At 58.3% G+C, this 16,407-nt stretch carries 14 protein-coding genes; 2 read left to right on the top strand and 12 right to left on the bottom strand.

Going from position 1 to position 16,407, the window contains the following annotated elements:
• Position 1 precedes the first annotated feature (1 nt).
• Genes DK510_RS22175 through DK510_RS22150 form a run of 6 tightly spaced genes read right to left on the bottom strand, consistent with a single transcriptional unit; the run spans position 2 to position 5,929 of the window.
• Positions 2 to 388 carry a Na+/H+ antiporter subunit G gene (locus tag DK510_RS22175; RefSeq protein ID WP_108860214.1) on the bottom strand — a complete coding sequence of 129 codons (387 nt, stop codon included), beginning with the start codon at positions 386 to 388 and terminating at the stop codon, positions 2 to 4.
• A gap of 7 nt (positions 389 to 395) precedes the next feature.
• On the bottom strand, positions 396 to 665 hold the full coding sequence (locus DK510_RS22170) for a K+/H+ antiporter subunit F (RefSeq protein ID WP_058274196.1): 270 nt from the start codon (positions 663 to 665) through the stop codon (positions 396 to 398).
• Positions 662 to 1,162: a Na+/H+ antiporter subunit E gene (locus tag DK510_RS22165; protein ID WP_370247519.1), complete on the bottom strand. Its 501-nt coding sequence runs from the start codon at positions 1,160 to 1,162 to the stop codon at positions 662 to 664. Before DK510_RS22165 ends, DK510_RS22170 begins: the two co-directional genes overlap by 4 nt.
• Positions 1,159 to 2,703 carry a monovalent cation/H+ antiporter subunit D gene (locus DK510_RS22160; RefSeq protein ID WP_109313958.1) on the bottom strand — a complete coding sequence of 515 codons (1,545 nt, stop codon included), beginning with the start codon at positions 2,701 to 2,703 and terminating at the stop codon, positions 1,159 to 1,161. Before DK510_RS22160 ends, DK510_RS22165 begins: the two co-directional genes overlap by 4 nt.
• Positions 2,700 to 3,059 carry a Na+/H+ antiporter subunit C gene (locus DK510_RS22155; RefSeq protein WP_108860216.1) on the bottom strand — a complete coding sequence of 120 codons (360 nt, stop codon included), beginning with the start codon at positions 3,057 to 3,059 and terminating at the stop codon, positions 2,700 to 2,702. Before DK510_RS22155 ends, DK510_RS22160 begins: the two co-directional genes overlap by 4 nt.
• Positions 3,059 to 5,929, bottom strand: a complete 2,871-nt coding sequence (locus DK510_RS22150; protein ID WP_109313957.1) for a monovalent cation/H+ antiporter subunit A — start codon at positions 5,927 to 5,929, stop codon at positions 3,059 to 3,061. The genes DK510_RS22155 and DK510_RS22150 overlap by 1 nt, the downstream gene beginning before the upstream one ends.
• A gap of 218 nt (positions 5,930 to 6,147) precedes the next feature.
• On the opposite strand from DK510_RS22150, the gene DK510_RS22145 reads away from it, so the two are divergent.
• Both DK510_RS22145 and DK510_RS22140 read left to right on the top strand, forming a co-directional pair.
• Positions 6,148 to 6,621, top strand: a complete 474-nt coding sequence (locus DK510_RS22145; protein WP_109313956.1) for a rhodanese-like domain-containing protein — start codon at positions 6,148 to 6,150, stop codon at positions 6,619 to 6,621.
• The gene (locus DK510_RS22140; RefSeq protein WP_109313955.1) at positions 6,618 to 7,433 is read left to right on the top strand and encodes a PHB depolymerase family esterase; all 816 of its coding nucleotides are present in this window, start codon (positions 6,618 to 6,620) and stop codon (positions 7,431 to 7,433) included. The genes DK510_RS22145 and DK510_RS22140 overlap by 4 nt, the downstream gene beginning before the upstream one ends.
• On the opposite strand, the gene mdoH is transcribed toward DK510_RS22140, so the two are convergent.
• From mdoH to DK510_RS22110, 6 genes are all read right to left on the bottom strand, one after another.
• A complete protein-coding gene (gene mdoH, locus DK510_RS22135) occupies positions 7,434 to 9,302 on the bottom strand; it encodes a glucans biosynthesis glucosyltransferase MdoH (protein WP_109313954.1) in 1,869 nt (622 codons plus the stop codon). It abuts the gene before it with no gap.
• Positions 9,299 to 10,798: a glucan biosynthesis protein gene (locus DK510_RS22130; protein ID WP_109313953.1), complete on the bottom strand. Its 1,500-nt coding sequence runs from the start codon at positions 10,796 to 10,798 to the stop codon at positions 9,299 to 9,301. The genes mdoH and DK510_RS22130 overlap by 4 nt, the downstream gene beginning before the upstream one ends.
• Positions 10,795 to 12,012 carry an OpgC family protein gene (locus DK510_RS22125; RefSeq protein ID WP_109313952.1) on the bottom strand — a complete coding sequence of 406 codons (1,218 nt, stop codon included), beginning with the start codon at positions 12,010 to 12,012 and terminating at the stop codon, positions 10,795 to 10,797. Before DK510_RS22125 ends, DK510_RS22130 begins: the two co-directional genes overlap by 4 nt.
• Positions 12,013 to 12,044: 32 nt before the next feature.
• On the bottom strand, positions 12,045 to 13,415 hold the full coding sequence (locus DK510_RS22120) for a tetratricopeptide repeat protein (protein WP_109313951.1): 1,371 nt from the start codon (positions 13,413 to 13,415) through the stop codon (positions 12,045 to 12,047).
• Positions 13,416 to 13,596: 181 nt separating this feature from the next.
• Positions 13,597 to 14,781, bottom strand: coding sequence for a CaiB/BaiF CoA-transferase family protein (locus tag DK510_RS22115; RefSeq protein WP_109313996.1), 1,185 nt, complete (start codon positions 14,779 to 14,781; stop codon positions 13,597 to 13,599).
• Positions 14,768 to 16,387 (bottom strand): thiamine pyrophosphate-binding protein, encoded by a 1,620-nt coding sequence (locus DK510_RS22110; RefSeq protein WP_109313950.1) that lies wholly within the window; start codon positions 16,385 to 16,387, stop codon positions 14,768 to 14,770. The genes DK510_RS22115 and DK510_RS22110 overlap by 14 nt, the downstream gene beginning before the upstream one ends.
• Positions 16,388 to 16,407: the final 20 nt, after the last annotated feature.

Below are 16,407 nucleotides of genomic sequence, written 5' to 3'. Positions count from 1 at the left end.
CTCAGGACTTGCTGTGATCAGGGACGTCTTCGACTTGCTCAACCGCGTGCGTGGCCCAAAGTTCATCCTCGCCCGCATCCGGCAGATCGCTGGGCTTTTCATGACGGTGAATGTGCCATTTGGCAATGAACAGGGCCGTGATCGGCGCGGTCAGGAACAGGAACAGTGTGATCAGAAGTTCGTGTAGCGACAGGTGCTGTTCGATTAGAACCGAGTGGCAGATCGATGCCAGCAACACGCCTCCCACGCCCAGGGTCGTCGCCTTGGTGGGTGCGTGCAGGCGGGACATCGGGTCTTTCAGTTTGATCATGCCGTAGGACCCGACAAAGCCGAAGATGCCTGAGATGACCAGGAAGAAGGCAATCAGAAGTTCTACGATGAAACCCATTCCACCCTCACTCGATGATATTGCCACGCAGCATGAAGCGCGCGTAGGCAACCGTTGAGACAAAGCCCAGCATGGCGATGATCATGGCGGATTCGAAGAACACTTCGGTTCCCAGAGTCAGACCATAGAGGATCAACAGCGCGATCGTGTTGATGACCATCGTATCCAGAGCAAGAACGCGGGTGCCGACGCCGTCTGCGGTGATGATCCGCCAAAGGCACATCATAATGGCCGCGCCGAAGCAGGCGAATGCAAAGGCGATTGCAATGTCGATCATTCGAAAATCTCCTTCAGGCGACGCTCATAGCGGCTTTTGATCTGGTCGCGCACGGCATCAGGATCGGGGGCATCTAGACAATGCACCAGAAGATTATGCCCCTGTGCGGACAGATCGCTGCTGACGGTTCCGGGGGTCATGGTGATCGTACCCGCCAGCACTGTGATAGCTTCAGGTGTGCGCAATTCCAGCGGGATCGAGATCCAGGCCGGCTGACGATCTGCGTCGCGTTTAAACAGGATAATCCGGGCAACGGTGATGTTCGCGATCACGATGTCCCAAAGCACAACCAGGATGTATTCAACGACCATGGGCCAGTTGCGCAGCTTTGGGCGATCAGGCCAGTAGGGCTGTGTGATGAAGGGAATGATGATGCCCAGGATCAGGCCAAAAACCAGCGAATTCAGCGTCAAGTTATTGGCCAGCAGGACCCACACGATGGTCAGCAGGAATGTCAGATGCGGGTGCGGAAATATTCGGTGCAGAAGTCTGATCATGTGTCGCCTCCCAATACGGCTGCGATGTAGTTCTCAGGTGTGAACAATTGCTCGGCCGTTTTATTGGTATACTCCAGCGCAGGTCCCGCAAACAGGGTCAGCAGCACAAGGCCGATCGCCATTGCGCATACGGCGGTGAAAGCCAGCCCGGGGTTGGGCTCGGGCGCAGGCGCGGGCGGGGTTTCTTCTTCGTTTTCTGGGTCCGTTTCCGTGTTGTGCTGGGCATCATGGCTTTTCCAGAAGATCAACGAGCCCGCTCGGGCAAGGCCAACAATGGTGACGAAGGAACCGATCAGGATAACGGCCCAGGTGGCGTTTGCATCCGGTGCGTCCCGTGCGGCGTCCAGCACCAGCAACTTGCCGACAAAACCCGATAGCGGTGGCATGCCCGCCAACGCTATCGCACCCACAAAGAACAGAGCCGATATCAGACCCGTTTGCGGCATTGGTGCAGTCGGGGCAATCGCGCCGCCACGACGCTCCATCACCAGATCGGCAACCAGGAACATAAGCGCTGTGGCCAGGGTCGAATGATACACGTAATACAGTGCCGCTGCTGTGGCCGTCTCAGTAAACAGCGAGATCGCGATCAGCAACGTTCCCATCGAGGTGATGGCACAGAACGCCACCATACGCGCGATATGCTGTGTGCCCAGAATGCCGATGGCACCAACAGCCAGGGTCACCAAAGCGGCGGGTTGCAACCAAGCGCCAACAAGCCCCTGCGTTGCCTCAACCTCTGGGCCGAAGCCCAGCGTGTACATCCGCAGGATCGAGTAGGCGCCGACCTTGGTCATGATCGCAAACAGGGCGGCCACGGGCATGGGTGCACTGGCGTAGCTCGCCGGTAGCCAGAAGTGCAGTGGCAACACAGCGGCTTTGATGCAAAACACCAGCAGCAGCAAAACCGCACCAACCCGCAGCAGGGCGGTGTCATCCGCTGGCAATTCGGCCACCCGCACGGCCAAATCGGCCATGTTCAACGTTCCGGTCACAGCATAAAGCGTGCCTAAAGCAAACAGGAACAGGGTGGACCCCAGCAGGTTATAGGCCACATATTGCACCCCGGCTTTCAACCGTACTGCACCGCCCCCATGCGTCATCAGGCCATAGGACGCGATCAACAGAACCTCGAAGAACACGAACAGGTTAAAGGCATCACCGGTCAGGAATGCGCCACAGACACCCATCAGTTGAAAGTGGAACAGGGCGTGAAAGTGTTTGCCCCGGTCGTCCCAGCCTGAGGCGATAGCATAAAGCACGATCGGCAAAGCCAACAGTGCAGTCAGAAGCACCATCATGGCCGATAGCCGGTCCAACACCAGAACGATGCCAAAGGGCGCAGGCCAGTTGCCCAGTTCGTAAACCTGAATATCGCCACCTGCGGCCTGTGCAGTGATAGTCAGGGCAATACCAATTAGGGCCACCACCCCAGCGACCGAAAAGATGCGCTGCAGGTCCAGGTGAAAGCGCAGGACCATAATGATGAACGGGGCCAGGATCGCGGGCAGGACGATTGGCGCAACGATCCAATGGTTCATGCGTCTTCTCCCGGCGCGTCAACGCTGTCATGGGCGTTCATGTCGATATGGTCATCCTTCGAGGACAGGTAGGCGCTGAGTGCGATCATCACGATCACAGCGGTCATTCCGAACGAGATCACGATGGCCGTCAGCACCAAAGCCTGCGGCAGCGGATCGGTATAGGGCACCTCTTTGTATTTGTTCAAAACGGCAGGCGCGTCCAAAGCCAATCGGCCCGTTGCGAACAGGAACACGTTCACGGCGTAAGTCAGCAGAGACAGACCCAGAATGACAGGGAAGGTCCGGCGGCGCAGGATCAGGAATATCCCGGCAGCAGTCATGACGCCAACGGCAGAGGCTACGAGCGCTTCCATCAGACCTGCTCCTTGTTTTCTTCTTCTTGCGGCGGATTATCCCGCAATGGGTTGATATCCATCGGGAATTCCTGCGCCATGCCCGGTTGCCACGCGAACCTAGACAGGCTGTCCAGCGCCAGCATCACCGCCCCCAGAACAGCCAGGAAAACGCCGGTGTCAAACAGGATGGCGGTGGCCCATTCGAACTCTTCTAGCGGTGGCCAGTGAATATAGCCAAAATCGCTGGTCAGGAACGGACGATCGTTAAACCACGCACCCAATCCGGTGGCGGCAGCGATAAGGACACCCCAGCCGATGGAGCCATGGTAGTAGAACCTCTGGCGTTCGATGGCCCAAGTATAGCCGCTTGCCATGTATTGCATCAGGAAGGCGATTGCGACGACAAGGCCCGCGATGAAGCCTCCGCCCGGCTGATTGTGGCCGCGGAAAAAGATATAAGCCCCGACCATCAGCGCGATGGGCATCATCATTCGGGTCACGACCACCATCATCAACGGATGCGAGTCCCCCGACTGTGGCCAATGCGGTTTCCTGTTCAGCAGATAGCTTCGGACATTGGTGCCCAAAACAGCCTCGGTCAGGGCAAAGATGATCAGCGCGGCAATACCCAGAACGATGATTTCGCCAAAGGTATCAAAGCCCCTGAAGTCCACGAGGATGACGTTGACCACATTGGTGCCGCCACCACCTTTGTAAGAATTCGCCAGATGGAATTCCGAAATCGTCGGAAAGGCAAAATCCCGCAGCAGCAGCGCATAGATCAGCGCGCCCGAACCAATGCCCGCCACGACTGAAATAGCCGCGTCGCGCCAGCGGCGCGCGGCGCTGCTGTCCCAGGGCGTATCCGTGGGCAGGAAATTCAGCGACAGCAACAGCAGGATCATCGTGACCACTTCGACCGAGATCTGCGTCAGCGCCAGATCCGGGGCGGACAGATAGTTGAATGCCATCGAAACGATCAGGCCGACAACACCAATCAGCACCAGCGACAACAGGCGATTGCGGTGGAACCACATAATCGCCAGCGTTGCACCGACAAGGCAGATCCATCCGATAAGCGGAATAATCTGAATGGGCAGCGCCTCCCGCGTTTCGGGTCCAATCGTGCCGGTTGTATAGGCATAATAACCCAGCGCGAGGGTGAAACCGATCATAACGATCGCGTAACGGCTGAGGACGCCGTTATGCAAAGTATCGGTGATCAACCGACTGAGTTTTGTCAGCATGCCAATCACAGTGTCAAAGATCACCTTGGCCTCGGGACGCGGCAAAGCATTCCAGATTTTCTCTTCATGCCGATGCAAGCTTAGCAGGAACAAACCGCCCAGTGTCGCGACCACGGACATATAGAGGGCAGGCGTAAAGCCGTGCCACAGTTTTAACGAGTAATACGGCAGTTTCTCACCGCCAATGACCGCACTGGACACAACTGCAAGCAGGGGGCCCACGATGGCGGCAGAGTTCAGCCCGATCAGTACAACCAGCACGACAAGGAAGGCAGGAGCCAGCCACAGACCAACTGGCGGATCATGCGGATGGGCCGGGTAATCATGCCGCTCCGGGCCCAGGAACACGTGGCTGACAAACCGGAAGGAATAGGCCGCTGAAAACAGCGCCGCCAACAATGCCAGACCCGGCACAAGATAATGAGAGTGCAGCCATGTGGTGTGAACGGTCTCTTCCAGCATCATTTCCTTGGACAGGAACCCGTTCAGGGGCGGTATGCCCGCCATCGACAGCGCAGCGATTGTGCCAATCGTAAAGGTGATCGGCATCAGATGACGCAGACCACCCAGACGTTTGATATCCCGCGTACCGGTTTCGTGATCCACGATCCCTGCGGTCATGAACAGCGCAGCCTTGAACGTGGCGTGGTTGATGATGTGAAATATCGCGGCTACGGCGGCGATCTTTGTGCCAAAGCCCAGCAACATGGTGACCAACCCCAGATGCGACACGGTCGAAAACGCCAGAAGGGCCTTGAGGTCATCCTTGAACAGAGCGATCACCGCGCCCATCAGCATGGTGATAAGTCCAGTTGTGGCAACAATGTAGAACCAAGCGTCGGTGCCGGCCAAAACGGGCCACATCCGGGCCATCAGGAACAACCCGGCCTTCACCATGGTGGCCGAGTGCAGGTAGGCAGAAACCGGTGTCGGGGCCGCCATGGCGTGGGGCAGCCAGAAATGGAATGGGAATTGCGCCGACTTGGTAAAGCAACCTAGCAGGATCAGGATCAACGCGGGCAGGTAATAGGGTGACGCCTGGATCAGCTCTTTGTTCTGCAAAATTACGCTTAGGTCATAAGACCCGACGATATTGCCCAGGATCAGCATCCCGGCGATCATCGCCAACCCGCCAGAGCCGGTCACTGCAAGCGCCATCCGCGCACCTTGACGTCCTTCGGGCAGGTGTTTCCAATATCCGATCAACAGGAAGGAGCTAAGCGACGTGAGTTCCCAAAAGATAAGCAAAAGCAGTATGTTGTCGGACAGAACAATCCCGACCATCGCGCCCTGAAACAGCAGAAGATAGGTGTAGAACTGCCCCATCGGGTCCTCGCGCGACAGGTAAAATCGTGCGTAGAGGATGATAAGTAACCCGATACCAAGTATCAGCAAAGCAAACAAAAATCCCAAGCCATCCAGCATGAAATTTGCGTTCAATCCAAGGGCTGGTATCCACTCGAACCGGGCGGTCACAACATCGCCTCGCATCACAGACGGGATGTGGATCAACAGACCCATCAGCGCCAGAAATGTGGTCAACCCAGCAGCAGAAGCAGCTGCATTTCGTCCTGCCCTGATCAGAAGAGCTGGAAAAACAGCGCCGAGAAAAGGAAGGGCCGCGATGAGGAATAGGGACAAGTGCGATACTCCGTTCTGGGCGGTCAAGTAGTACTGATTTTGTAAGGATAATTTTCTTACTGTCCAGCTAATACAACTCATTTGCCGCGCGCCAACACAGCGAGGCTGCGGCTTTTGCCTGCAAAAATGACGTGAACTTGAACTGCCAGGATAAATTCGGCGCGGATTCCAAATCTGCGCTGTGATAGAAACCCCGTGTCAGGTCAGGAGGGTGCGACGTGGCCCGAAACTTAAACCGATCCCGCAGGTGGATCTTGATTGGAGGCTGTGCCGCAGTGGCGGGGGGATTTGCGATACGCGAATACCGGCTTATTCCGCCTGACTATTCGGGACGGCAACTTAGCGTGCAGGATGCGCATAGGCAGGCCGCGGCCGGAGACGTGTTGTTGCTGGACATTCGCACCCCGAAAGAGTGGCAGTCCACTGGGATCGGTGAGGGCGCGAAATATTTGGACATGCGCCGTGACGATTTCATTCCCGCTCTGACGCAGCTCGTCAAAGGTGACAAGGGCGCGGCAATTGCGTTGATCTGTGCGCGGGGCGTGCGTTCGGCGCGGTTGAGCAACCGGCTGACCGAAGCAGGATTTACGAATATCATTGATGTGCCCGAAGGCATGTTGGGGTCGGCCGCTGGGCCGGGATGGGTGCGCGCCGGATTGCCGGTTCGCGACTACGACAGGAGTGCAGTATGATCCGGGAATTAACACTGGCAACGGGTTTGGCGCTGGTCGGGCAGTCGGGGCTGGCCGCCTGTGCCGATCTGGAGGGTATGTGCGAAACCGCCTCAGGCGGGTACCATATCGAATTGCCAAAGGATGAGAACCCGCCACTGGTGGTGTTTCTGCACGGCTATGGTGGCAACGCCACCGGTACTTTGAAAAACCGTGGCATGGTGGAACCGTTGCTGGCGCGCGGCTACGCTGTAATGGCGCCAGAAGGGTCGGAGCGCAACGGGCGGCAAAGCTGGAACTTCTTTCCGGGCTGGGAAGGGCGCGATGAAACCGCATTTTTGACCGAGGCGGTGCAGGATGCCGCGGATCGGTTTGGTGTGGATACGGACCGGGTCGTTCTGGGCGGGTTCTCGGCGGGCGCGTTCATGGTCTACTACCTTGCCTGCGCCGCGCCCGATACGTTCTCGGCCTATGTGCCCGTTTCAGGTGGGTTCTGGCGCCCTGATCCTGAATCTTGCGATGGCCCGGTGCGGATGTTCCACACCCATGGCTGGACGGACAACGTGGTGCCGCTGGAAGGGCGCTTGTTGGGCGGTGGCCGGTTTCATCAGGGCGATATTTTTGCCGGGCTCGAGATTTGGCGCGTCGCAAATGGTTGTGTCGATACCAAGCCCAGCGGGTTCTCGACCACCGGACCTTTCATGCGCCGCTACTGGGGCGGATGTGACGATGGCAGCGCGCTGGAGTTTGCGCTGTTTCCCAGCGGTCACATGGTGCCCAAAGGCTGGGCCGACATGATGATCGATTGGTACGAAGGTCTGCCGGGTGGGTGATCACTCGGCAGGAGTCATCACGCCCTTGCCTTCGATCACCTTCTTCAGTTCATCCCTGTAGCGACGGGCCGAGCGTGTAATTGCGGGCTCGTTAAAGTCTTCCTTCATGCCAACCATACGGCGGGCTGCTCCGGCCGATACTCCGCTGAGCGCCGACAAGGGAATGGCAAAGGCAAGGCTGATCGCAATCGGGGCCAACCAGACTGATACAAGACCGGACAGGATGCCCGCGCTAAGGGCAACGCCGCTGATCGTTTCGACCGTGTGGCAAAGAATCAGCGTGCGCAGACCATAGCTGCCGCCATCCCGCGCCTGTGGGGACCAGCCCTTTTGGATACCAAAGGTGGTGCGAATGACGGCGATCATCTGTTGCACCATCAGAATAGGGGCGTAGAGGATCGACAGAACAACCTCGGCCAGGAATGAGGTCAGGAATTTGCGCCCGCCACCGAATTCGGCATAGCGCACACCGCTGAGTGGCAGGGCCAGAACACCCAGCACCTTTGGCGCAAGCAGCATCGCGTACATGACCAGAATGATCAGCACATGGCGGGTTTCCGTCATCTCGGGCCATTGCGGGAACAGTGGATTGTCTGGGCTGAAATAGTGCAGGACCGAGGCATCCTCACCCTGACCGATCAGCGCCCACATCACCAGCAGCGCAAACCAAAGCGGCGACATCAGATATCCGACTGCGCCGTGGAACATGTGGAACCGTGAAACCGACTGAAATCCGGCTGAGCCCAACAGCTTCAGGTGCTGCAAATTGCCCTGACACCAGCGCCGATCGCGCAGGGCGTGATCAATTAGTGTCGGCGGCGTTTCTTCATAAGACCCGCGAATGCGGGGCAGGAACCGCACACCCCAACCGGCCCGGCGCAACAGACCGGCCTCGACGAAGTCATGGCTCATGATCAGTTTTTCTTGACCGTTCAATGCCCGCAGTTTTGGCAAACCCGCGCAATTGGCGAATGCTTGGGTGCGGATAATGGCGTTATGACCCCAATAGTTGCCTTCCTGCCCGCACCAGCGCGCAAGCCCTTCGGCAAAAGCAATTCCATAGACGCCATTGGCGAATTGCTGCATCCGCGCAAAGACCGATTGTGCACCGATCAGCTGAGGATAGCTCTGAATCAATCCAGCGCCCGGGTCCCGCGCCAACGCATCGGTCAATCGGGCGATGGCGCGACCGGTCATCAGACTGTCTGCGTCCAAAACCAGCATCGCATCCCACTCGGCACCCCAGCGGCTGACCCAGTCGGCGATGTTGCCAACCTTGCGGTCGGTGTTTTGTTCGCGACGGCGGTAATACAATTCCAGCCCGGGGGCGAGGGTGGTACGCAGCGCCTCGACACTGGCTTGCTCCTGTGCCGCGATCTCGGGGTCGCGCGTGTCCGAGAGGATGAACATGGCATAGTGATGCTGCACACCGCGCGCCTGCAAATCTTCAAGCATGGTCCGGGCATTGCCCAGCACGTTCCAGGGAACCTCGTTATAGACCGGCATCAAAAGGGCGACACGCAACGGCTGGGCGCGACCCTGACATACGGGACGCTCCTGCCGGGACAGGGAGACCATGCCCAGCAACACAGTGCAGACCGTGAAGGAGATCCAGAAGAAGTTGAATGAAATTAGTGCCAGAAGGATGGCCTCGATCAGGTTGATGCCTTCGGCGTCGAACCAGTCCGTCATCACCCATAACAGTCCCAGCGTCGCCGCCATTGCGGGCGAAAAAGCCAGCGCACGCCAGAACCCGGCCGAGGGACGTTTGGCATCAGGAACCTGTGCATCCCGAAACCCTGCGCTGAAATCCTGCGCAGGCATGGCCAGAGGCGTCTCGGGCGGCATGATATGAAGATCTCTGCTCATGAGGTCCAACGGTAAAGCCAGACCTCAGAGGCTGGCTGTTTGTCTTTCAGCAACTGCGCGCGCAATTCGACATGGTCGCGGTCGCCGGGCTTGAACGAAAACGCCAGCCGCAAACCGCCTGTGTCGGGGTTGCGTTGCAGCACACCTTCGGATGTTTCGGCATGCGGCGAGTCCACGAAGATGGTCATCGCCTCTGGGTCGTCAAACAGCTCGCTTTCTTCAAAATCGATGACGGCCAGACGCCCTTCACCAAACGTGTTGTCGCCCATCGCGGTGTTGATCACGCGCGCCATCGGTGTGCGCTGGGGCTCATGCCCCCAGATCAGGCGATAGGACAGGTCGACCTGGCTGCCAGCCGTATAGGGTTCGGCAGGGCGCCAGTAGGCAACGATGTTATCGTAGATTTCCTGATCCGCCGGAATTTCAACCAGCGTGACCGCACCTTTGCCCCAATCCGCACCGGGTTCGACCCACAGGCTGGGGCGTTTGTGATAATTCGCCTCAAGATCCGCGTAATCCGAGAACTCACGCTTGCGCTGCAACAGGCCAAAGCCGCGCGGGTTGGTGTCGACGAACGACGAAATCTGCAGGCGGGTCGGGTTCGCCAATGGCCGCCACAGAACCTCTCCAGCACCGTTGCGCACCAACAGACCATCGCTGTCGTGTACGGCAGGGCGGAAGTCGTCGAACCGGCTGTGGTTGGTCTGATCGAACAGGAACATCGACGTGCCGGGGGCGATACCCACATGCGTCAGCTCTTCGCGTGGGAACAGCGTGGCTTCGATATCCATCACACAGTCCGCACCGGCGGTGACATTGAACCGATACGCTCCGGTCACGCTGGGGCTGTCCATCAGCGCATGGACGACCATGTCGCGCTGGCCGGGTTTTGGGCGTTCCAGCCAAAATCGGATGAATTCGGGGAATTCCTCTCCATCCGGGTCGCCAGTTTTCAGGGCCAGACCACGGGCAGAGAGGCCATAGACCTCATGCAGGCCAATAGCGCGAAAATAGCTGGCCCCTTGCCAGACGCAGAACTCATCGGTCTTGCCGGGACGGTGCATTTCGGTGCGCAATCGCAGGCCGGAGAAGCCCAGCGTGTCGTCGATTGGCAGTTCCGGGACGTCCTCGGATTTGTCGAACATCTCAAGATCAAACGCGATCGGAGTAGCCATTCCATTTTCGACGGTTTCAACTTTAACAGTGCGCGGGAAGTACAGGCCTGGTGTGAAAAAATCGACGTTGAAAGGCGTTTCGGTTTCATACCAAAGCGCGCGGTCTAGCCGGAATCGGATCGAGCGATATTGCTGGTACGTCAGATCCTGCCATTCCTGCGGCACCATCTCGCGTTCCGCATAAGGCCGGCTGGCCAGATCGCGGGCCATCTCAATGACGACGTTGCGGTCAAATGGGACCTCGCCGCCGGTGGCGAAGGTCGCGGGCGCAAATGCAAGCGCCGACGTTGAAACCAGAAATGCGCGACGTGTAAAATTCATTTCTTAGACTTCCAAGGTTGTGACTTAAACCAAGCGGCCATGTATGCCACGCCGATGATCATCGCAAAGCCAATCATGTTGGCGACGAAAACACTGGCAACATCCCGCCCACTCAGGTCCAGACCGACGCCGATAAGTCGTGCTGCAGCCATCGAAAATACGAACACCGCCAATGATTGTTGCCCAACTTTAGTGATGACGGTCAGCAGGAATTGCCAGACTTTGGCCGCGGTACCCTGACCGGTTGCAATCAGGCGATGCCCATGTTCCCCGGCGACAACCCAGCCCAGATACGCGAGTGACAGGAAATGCAGATAGCGGAACAGGCCAAAATCGGTTTTGTCACGGAACTCTTTCGTCACGGGCCAGACCTTGCGGATTTCGTCAGCCAGATCGGGGGCCGCTGCGTTGATCCATGTGAACACCTTCCACGAACCAAAGGGCATCGAGAAGATCAGGAACAGTGCTGCCGCCCAGATCAAGGTTTTCGATACCGGGGGGGCAGGTATCCAGCCGCGCATGAAGGCGAAACCAGTGAAAAACAGCAGCTGCCAACCGAAAGGATTGAAGAACCACTGCCGCTCAGACCACGGCTCGGCGGGTAGGTCCAGAACGTCGGTCTGCGCGACCAGCCAAATCGCGACGGATGCTGCGGCGACCGCCCAAAACCCGATCCGGTGGAGGCCCAGAAACATGGGCATCATCGCCAGAACCACCAAGTACATCGGAAGAATGTCGAAATAGTTCGGAACATAGGTCAGCGTGAACAAACCCACGATCTGAGGCGCAGGATCGTTGAAGAAGTGCTGCAGGTTCAAAGACGAAACGTAGGTCTTTTCAAACAGCCCTGATTGATCCAGCGCCGCCATTGACATGGCGACAAAGAAGAACAGGCAGATATGCGCCCAGTAGACCTGCCAGATACGGAACGACACGCGGGCCGTTCCAATCCACCACCCCTTGCGCAGGAACGCTCCGCCAAAGGCAATCGCCGACGCCATGCCCGAGCAGAACACGAAAATCTCGGTCGCGTCCGAGAATCCAAACCGCGCGGGAATCCACTTAGCCCATGGATCGTTCGGGATATGGGCGATCAGGATGATGAACATCGCGATGCCGCGATAGAAATCCAGGCGCGGGTCGCGCGTGCGGACAGGGGCCGCCGCAGAGGCAGCCACTGGCGCAAAATCAGAAGCGGGCGAAACTGTCGCCATACGTATTCTGTCCTTCTTGGTCTTAGTTTTTGTTATTCAGCCGGGACGCTTTGTGCGTCTCCGTTGTCGCGTGCTGCATCGATCAATGTGCGGCGCGCAAGAGCGTAATTGTCTTCGCCCCCGGCTCTTTTGGCGCGACGGTCATCCAGGATGCGCTCGACAGCATCCAGACGGCCGGCGCGCAGGCCGGAATCAATTGTGATGCGCTCGAATACATCACGTTGGGCGTGGCTTCCACCTGCCAGTTGCATACCTGCTCGGGCGTTCGACAAAAAGTCGAAAGCGTCGCCGTAAAGGCCTTCGCCAAAGGCCTCAAGCCCCTTGGCGGCTGCAATGCCCGGATCGGACATGCGGATCGGGGTGTCCCCCTGATTGCGCTGCGCATCTTTCTGAATACGCTGCAACATCTTGCTGGTCGCCTCTGGGCGATTGTCGCCGGTCAGGGCCAGAAGGTAGTGAAGATCGGCAAAAATCAGGCAGCCGTCTTCGGTCCGCGCCGCACTGAGATCCGCCAGTTCTTCCCAGCGGTTGCCCACATTGACGCCCTCAAGCTCAAGTCGTGACAGCAAGGACGTGGCGTTCGAGATATCGCGGTAGTCGTCGGTTTTGTCCTGACGGATGTAGTTGTCATACAGCTCCATTACCTGATCGACCTGACCCAGATCCAGATGCATCAGCGCCTTGTGCCACCAGACGTGATAGCGGAAGTTGTTGCAGTGGGTCCAAGCCTCTTCGCGTCCTGCCAACCAATCAAGGCCCAGCTGCGCGTTGCCTGTCATCTCATGCACGTGTGCAACGGCGTGCAGACCCCAGGCATCGTCCGACACCATCCACAGCGCCTGCCGACCTGCGATTTCGGCCTTTTCGTAGGCACCGGTTTCTTCCAACGCAAAGGAATGACAACCCAGCAAATACCCACGACCTGCATGATCGGGTTCGTACGCCGGCAGAATCCGCTCGATCGACCGGCGCATGCCTTCCGCGTCGCCAAGTACAAATCGCGTCGCGTGGCTGAGTTTCATTGCCAGCGAGTCTTGTGGGTGGTCGCGCAGAATCTCTTCGAATTTTTGTATGGCTTGCGTGGGCAGGTCAGCCAGATACAGACCCAGCGCTTCGACATACAGTCGCTCGCGCGCTGAGACCGGCTGGCGTTCCATGGCACTGTTGGCGGCTGCCATCGCTTCGACGGCGACCGGCATCATCTCGCGACGGCCCAGCAGGACCATGAACAAGCCTTTGATTGCGTGACCCAGGGCAAAATCGGGTTCAAGCTCCAGAACTTTGCCAAGATGCTGCGGCGTCACGGCGGCATGGGCCATGAACCCAAGCAGAACACCATCCCAGGCCTCGGCACTTGCCGGGTGGCTGAGGGTGTTCATCTGTCCGAAAACGTCTTGCTTCATGTTCATGTTCCGATCCAATCGAGAATATCTACATCACCTGATGTAGCAGAGACTCTGGGTGGGTCGTATCAGTATCGGCCCTGCTCTCGAATTGGTGAAATGCCGTGTGGGCAAAAATTGAAAAAAACCGCCGATTCAATGGCATGTTTCAGCAACATGCCGCCGAAATGGGCAGAGTGTTTCAATCGTCAAAGGGGTGTTCAGCGCGCAAAACGGCCTGCGTATCGGCCCCAAAGACGGGCGGAGCAGCCCGATATGTTACAGGTGTGCGCGACAGTTTCAGCGGATTCCCGATCAGTTGAACATCACCCGGTGCGGCCTGCATCGCGATCTGCATCTGGCGGGCTTCGACCTGATCGGTTGAAAAAACCTGATCCAAAGTCTGTACTGGACCAACCGGAACCTTGCGGGCTTCGAGCTGCTCAATCATGGTCTCTGAAGCATGGGTCTTCACCACCGGACGCAGCACGGCGTTTAACGCCTCACGATTTTCCAGCCTAGCTGGGTTGGTGGCGAAACGCGGATCATCCGCCAGATCGGGGTGATCGATGAATTCGCAGAACCGGCGGAACTGACTGTCATTTCCGACGGCCAGAATGACGTGGCCATCGGCGGTTTCATAAACGTCATAGGGTACGATGTTCGGATGCCCGTTACCGCGCCGTTGCGGTACGGTGCCTGAGGTCAGATAGTTCGCACCTTCGTTGATCAGCCACGCGATCTGCGCATCTACCAGCGCCAGATCAATCTGCTGGCCTTCGCCGGTCTGATCGCGGTGGCGCAGGGCCGCCAGAATGCCGACACTTGCGTACATTCCGCACATCACATCGGCGATGCCCACGCCCACCTTCATCGGCGCGCCATCGGGTTCGCCTGTTAGCGACATGATCCCGCCGTACCCCTGTGCCATCAGGTCATAGCCCGGCTTGGACGCATTTGGCCCGGTCTGGCCGTAACCCGATATCGAGCAATAGACGAGGCTGGGGAAGTCTTGCGACAACGTGGCGTAGTCCAGACCGTATTTCGCCAATCCGCCGGGTTTGAAGTTCTCGATCAGAATGTCCGCATGCGAGGCCAACCGTTTGATTTCAGATTGCCCCTCGGTCGTGGTGATGTCGATAGCCACGGATTTCTTGTTGCGGTTGGCCGACATGAAATAAGCGCTTAGATCGGACCGGTTGCCTTGCGCATCTTCGACGTAAGGAGGGCCCCATTGGCGGGTGTCATCCCCGCCGGTCGCGGGGTTTTCGATCTTGATCACGCTGGCCCCCAGATCGCCCAGCAACTGCGTGCAGGTCGGTCCGGCCAAAATGCGACTGAGGTCCAGGATTTTGACGCCCTTCAGCGGTCCTTCAGATCCGGCCATCATAGCCCCCACGGTCAATTTCTGCGGCAATCACGGTGAATGAGTTGGCTTTCATCGCCTCATTCAGGGCATTGCGCAGTTCCTCGCGGTTGCGAACGGTGTGACCTTTACCGCCAAACGCCCGGCCCATGGCTGCAAAGTCGTGATGGTCGAAATCCACGCCCCTGTTGCCCATCTGGCGCTGGCGCTGTTTCAGCTCGATCAGCGCAAGGCTGGCATCGACAAAGACAAGAAAGATCGGGTTTCCGCCCATTTCGGCGGCAGTCGACAGCTCTCCGGCTACCATCAGGAACCCGGCGTCGCCCGAAAAACTGATGACTGGGCGGTCCGGTTCGGCCAGTTTCATGCCAATCGCCATTGGCACGGCGCAGCCCATGGTACACAGCGCCGAGGACTGGATCAGTCCGCGTTCCTCGGAACAATCCCACATCTGACTCAGCAAGATACGATGCGCGCCACTGTCGGCTGTAGCCAGTGTTTCGGCAGGCAGGGTTGCACGGGTTTCGGCGATGACAGCGGCGGGGCCCCATTCCTCATCGGTCGGGAACGCCTCAGCCAGCGCGGTTTTGACCCGTGTGGGTTCGCCGTCCGGCCACGTTTCGCGGGCAGGGTTGCCCTTTGCCATGGCCTCCAACGTGGCACCCGTATCGGCGACCATATTCAGGCTGGCCTGATGCATATAGTGGTCATTGACCACAGCCGAGATGTCGATGACTCGCTTTTCTTCAGGGTCCCAGACCTCGCGCCAGCCGGGGCGCATCTCGATCGGGTCGTAGCCAAGGCACAAGACCAGATCGGCCTGTTCAACCAGCGGCAAAAGGTGTTTGTCGGCCAGCGGTGACAATCCGGCCCCGCCAAGGCAAAGGGGGTGATCTTCGGGCACAACTCCCTTGGCTTTGTAGGTGGTTACAAAGGGGATGCCGAAATGTTCCAGAAACGCCTGCACAACATTGCGCGATCCGTCATACAGCACGTCCAGCCCCACAATCGCAATGGGACGTTCCGCGTCAGCCACCCAACGGCGCGCTTTCTCAAGGCAATTGCCCTCGGGCGCGACGGCGGCAGCCTTGACCAGTCGCCGCTTCTTGACGCTGGATACGCACATATCCGCAACCGAGATCGGAATATCGATATGCACGGGTCCGGGGCGCGGCTGGTTGGCCAGCGATACGGCCTTGTCTGCCACGATATCCGCGCCCTGTGCCGTCAGTTTAAAGGTTCCTTTGGTGATCGAGCGATAGACCTGTGCGTGATCCATAACCTGATGGGTATAAGTCAGCGCTTCATCCGCATCGACGCAACCGGTCAGCACGATCATCGGCACCCGGTCCTGCAAGGCGTTGGCGACCACGTTGATCCCGTTCATCGCGCCGGGGCCAAGCGTCGCCACCAGAATAGCAGGTGCGCCGTCGCGGTGATGCACGGCTTCGGCCATGAATCCGGCGGCGTTTTCGTGCTTGGTCAGGTGAAAGGTGATCCCCGCCTGTTCCAGCGCATCCACCAACGTCAGAACCTCGCCACCGGGCATACCAAAGGCATGGCGGCATCCGGCCTCGTAAAGTCTTTGGGCCAAAAGGTCCGCGGCGCGGGGCGAAAGGTCCTGCATTAGTTATGCTCCGAAATAAT

This window comes from Ruegeria sp. AU67 (assembly GCF_900312795.1).
GTDB classification, from domain to species: domain Bacteria; phylum Pseudomonadota; class Alphaproteobacteria; order Rhodobacterales; family Rhodobacteraceae; genus Ruegeria; species Ruegeria atlantica.
Note: the sequence above shows the minus strand (reverse complement) of the source record. Positions and strands in the feature narration are given on the sequence as shown.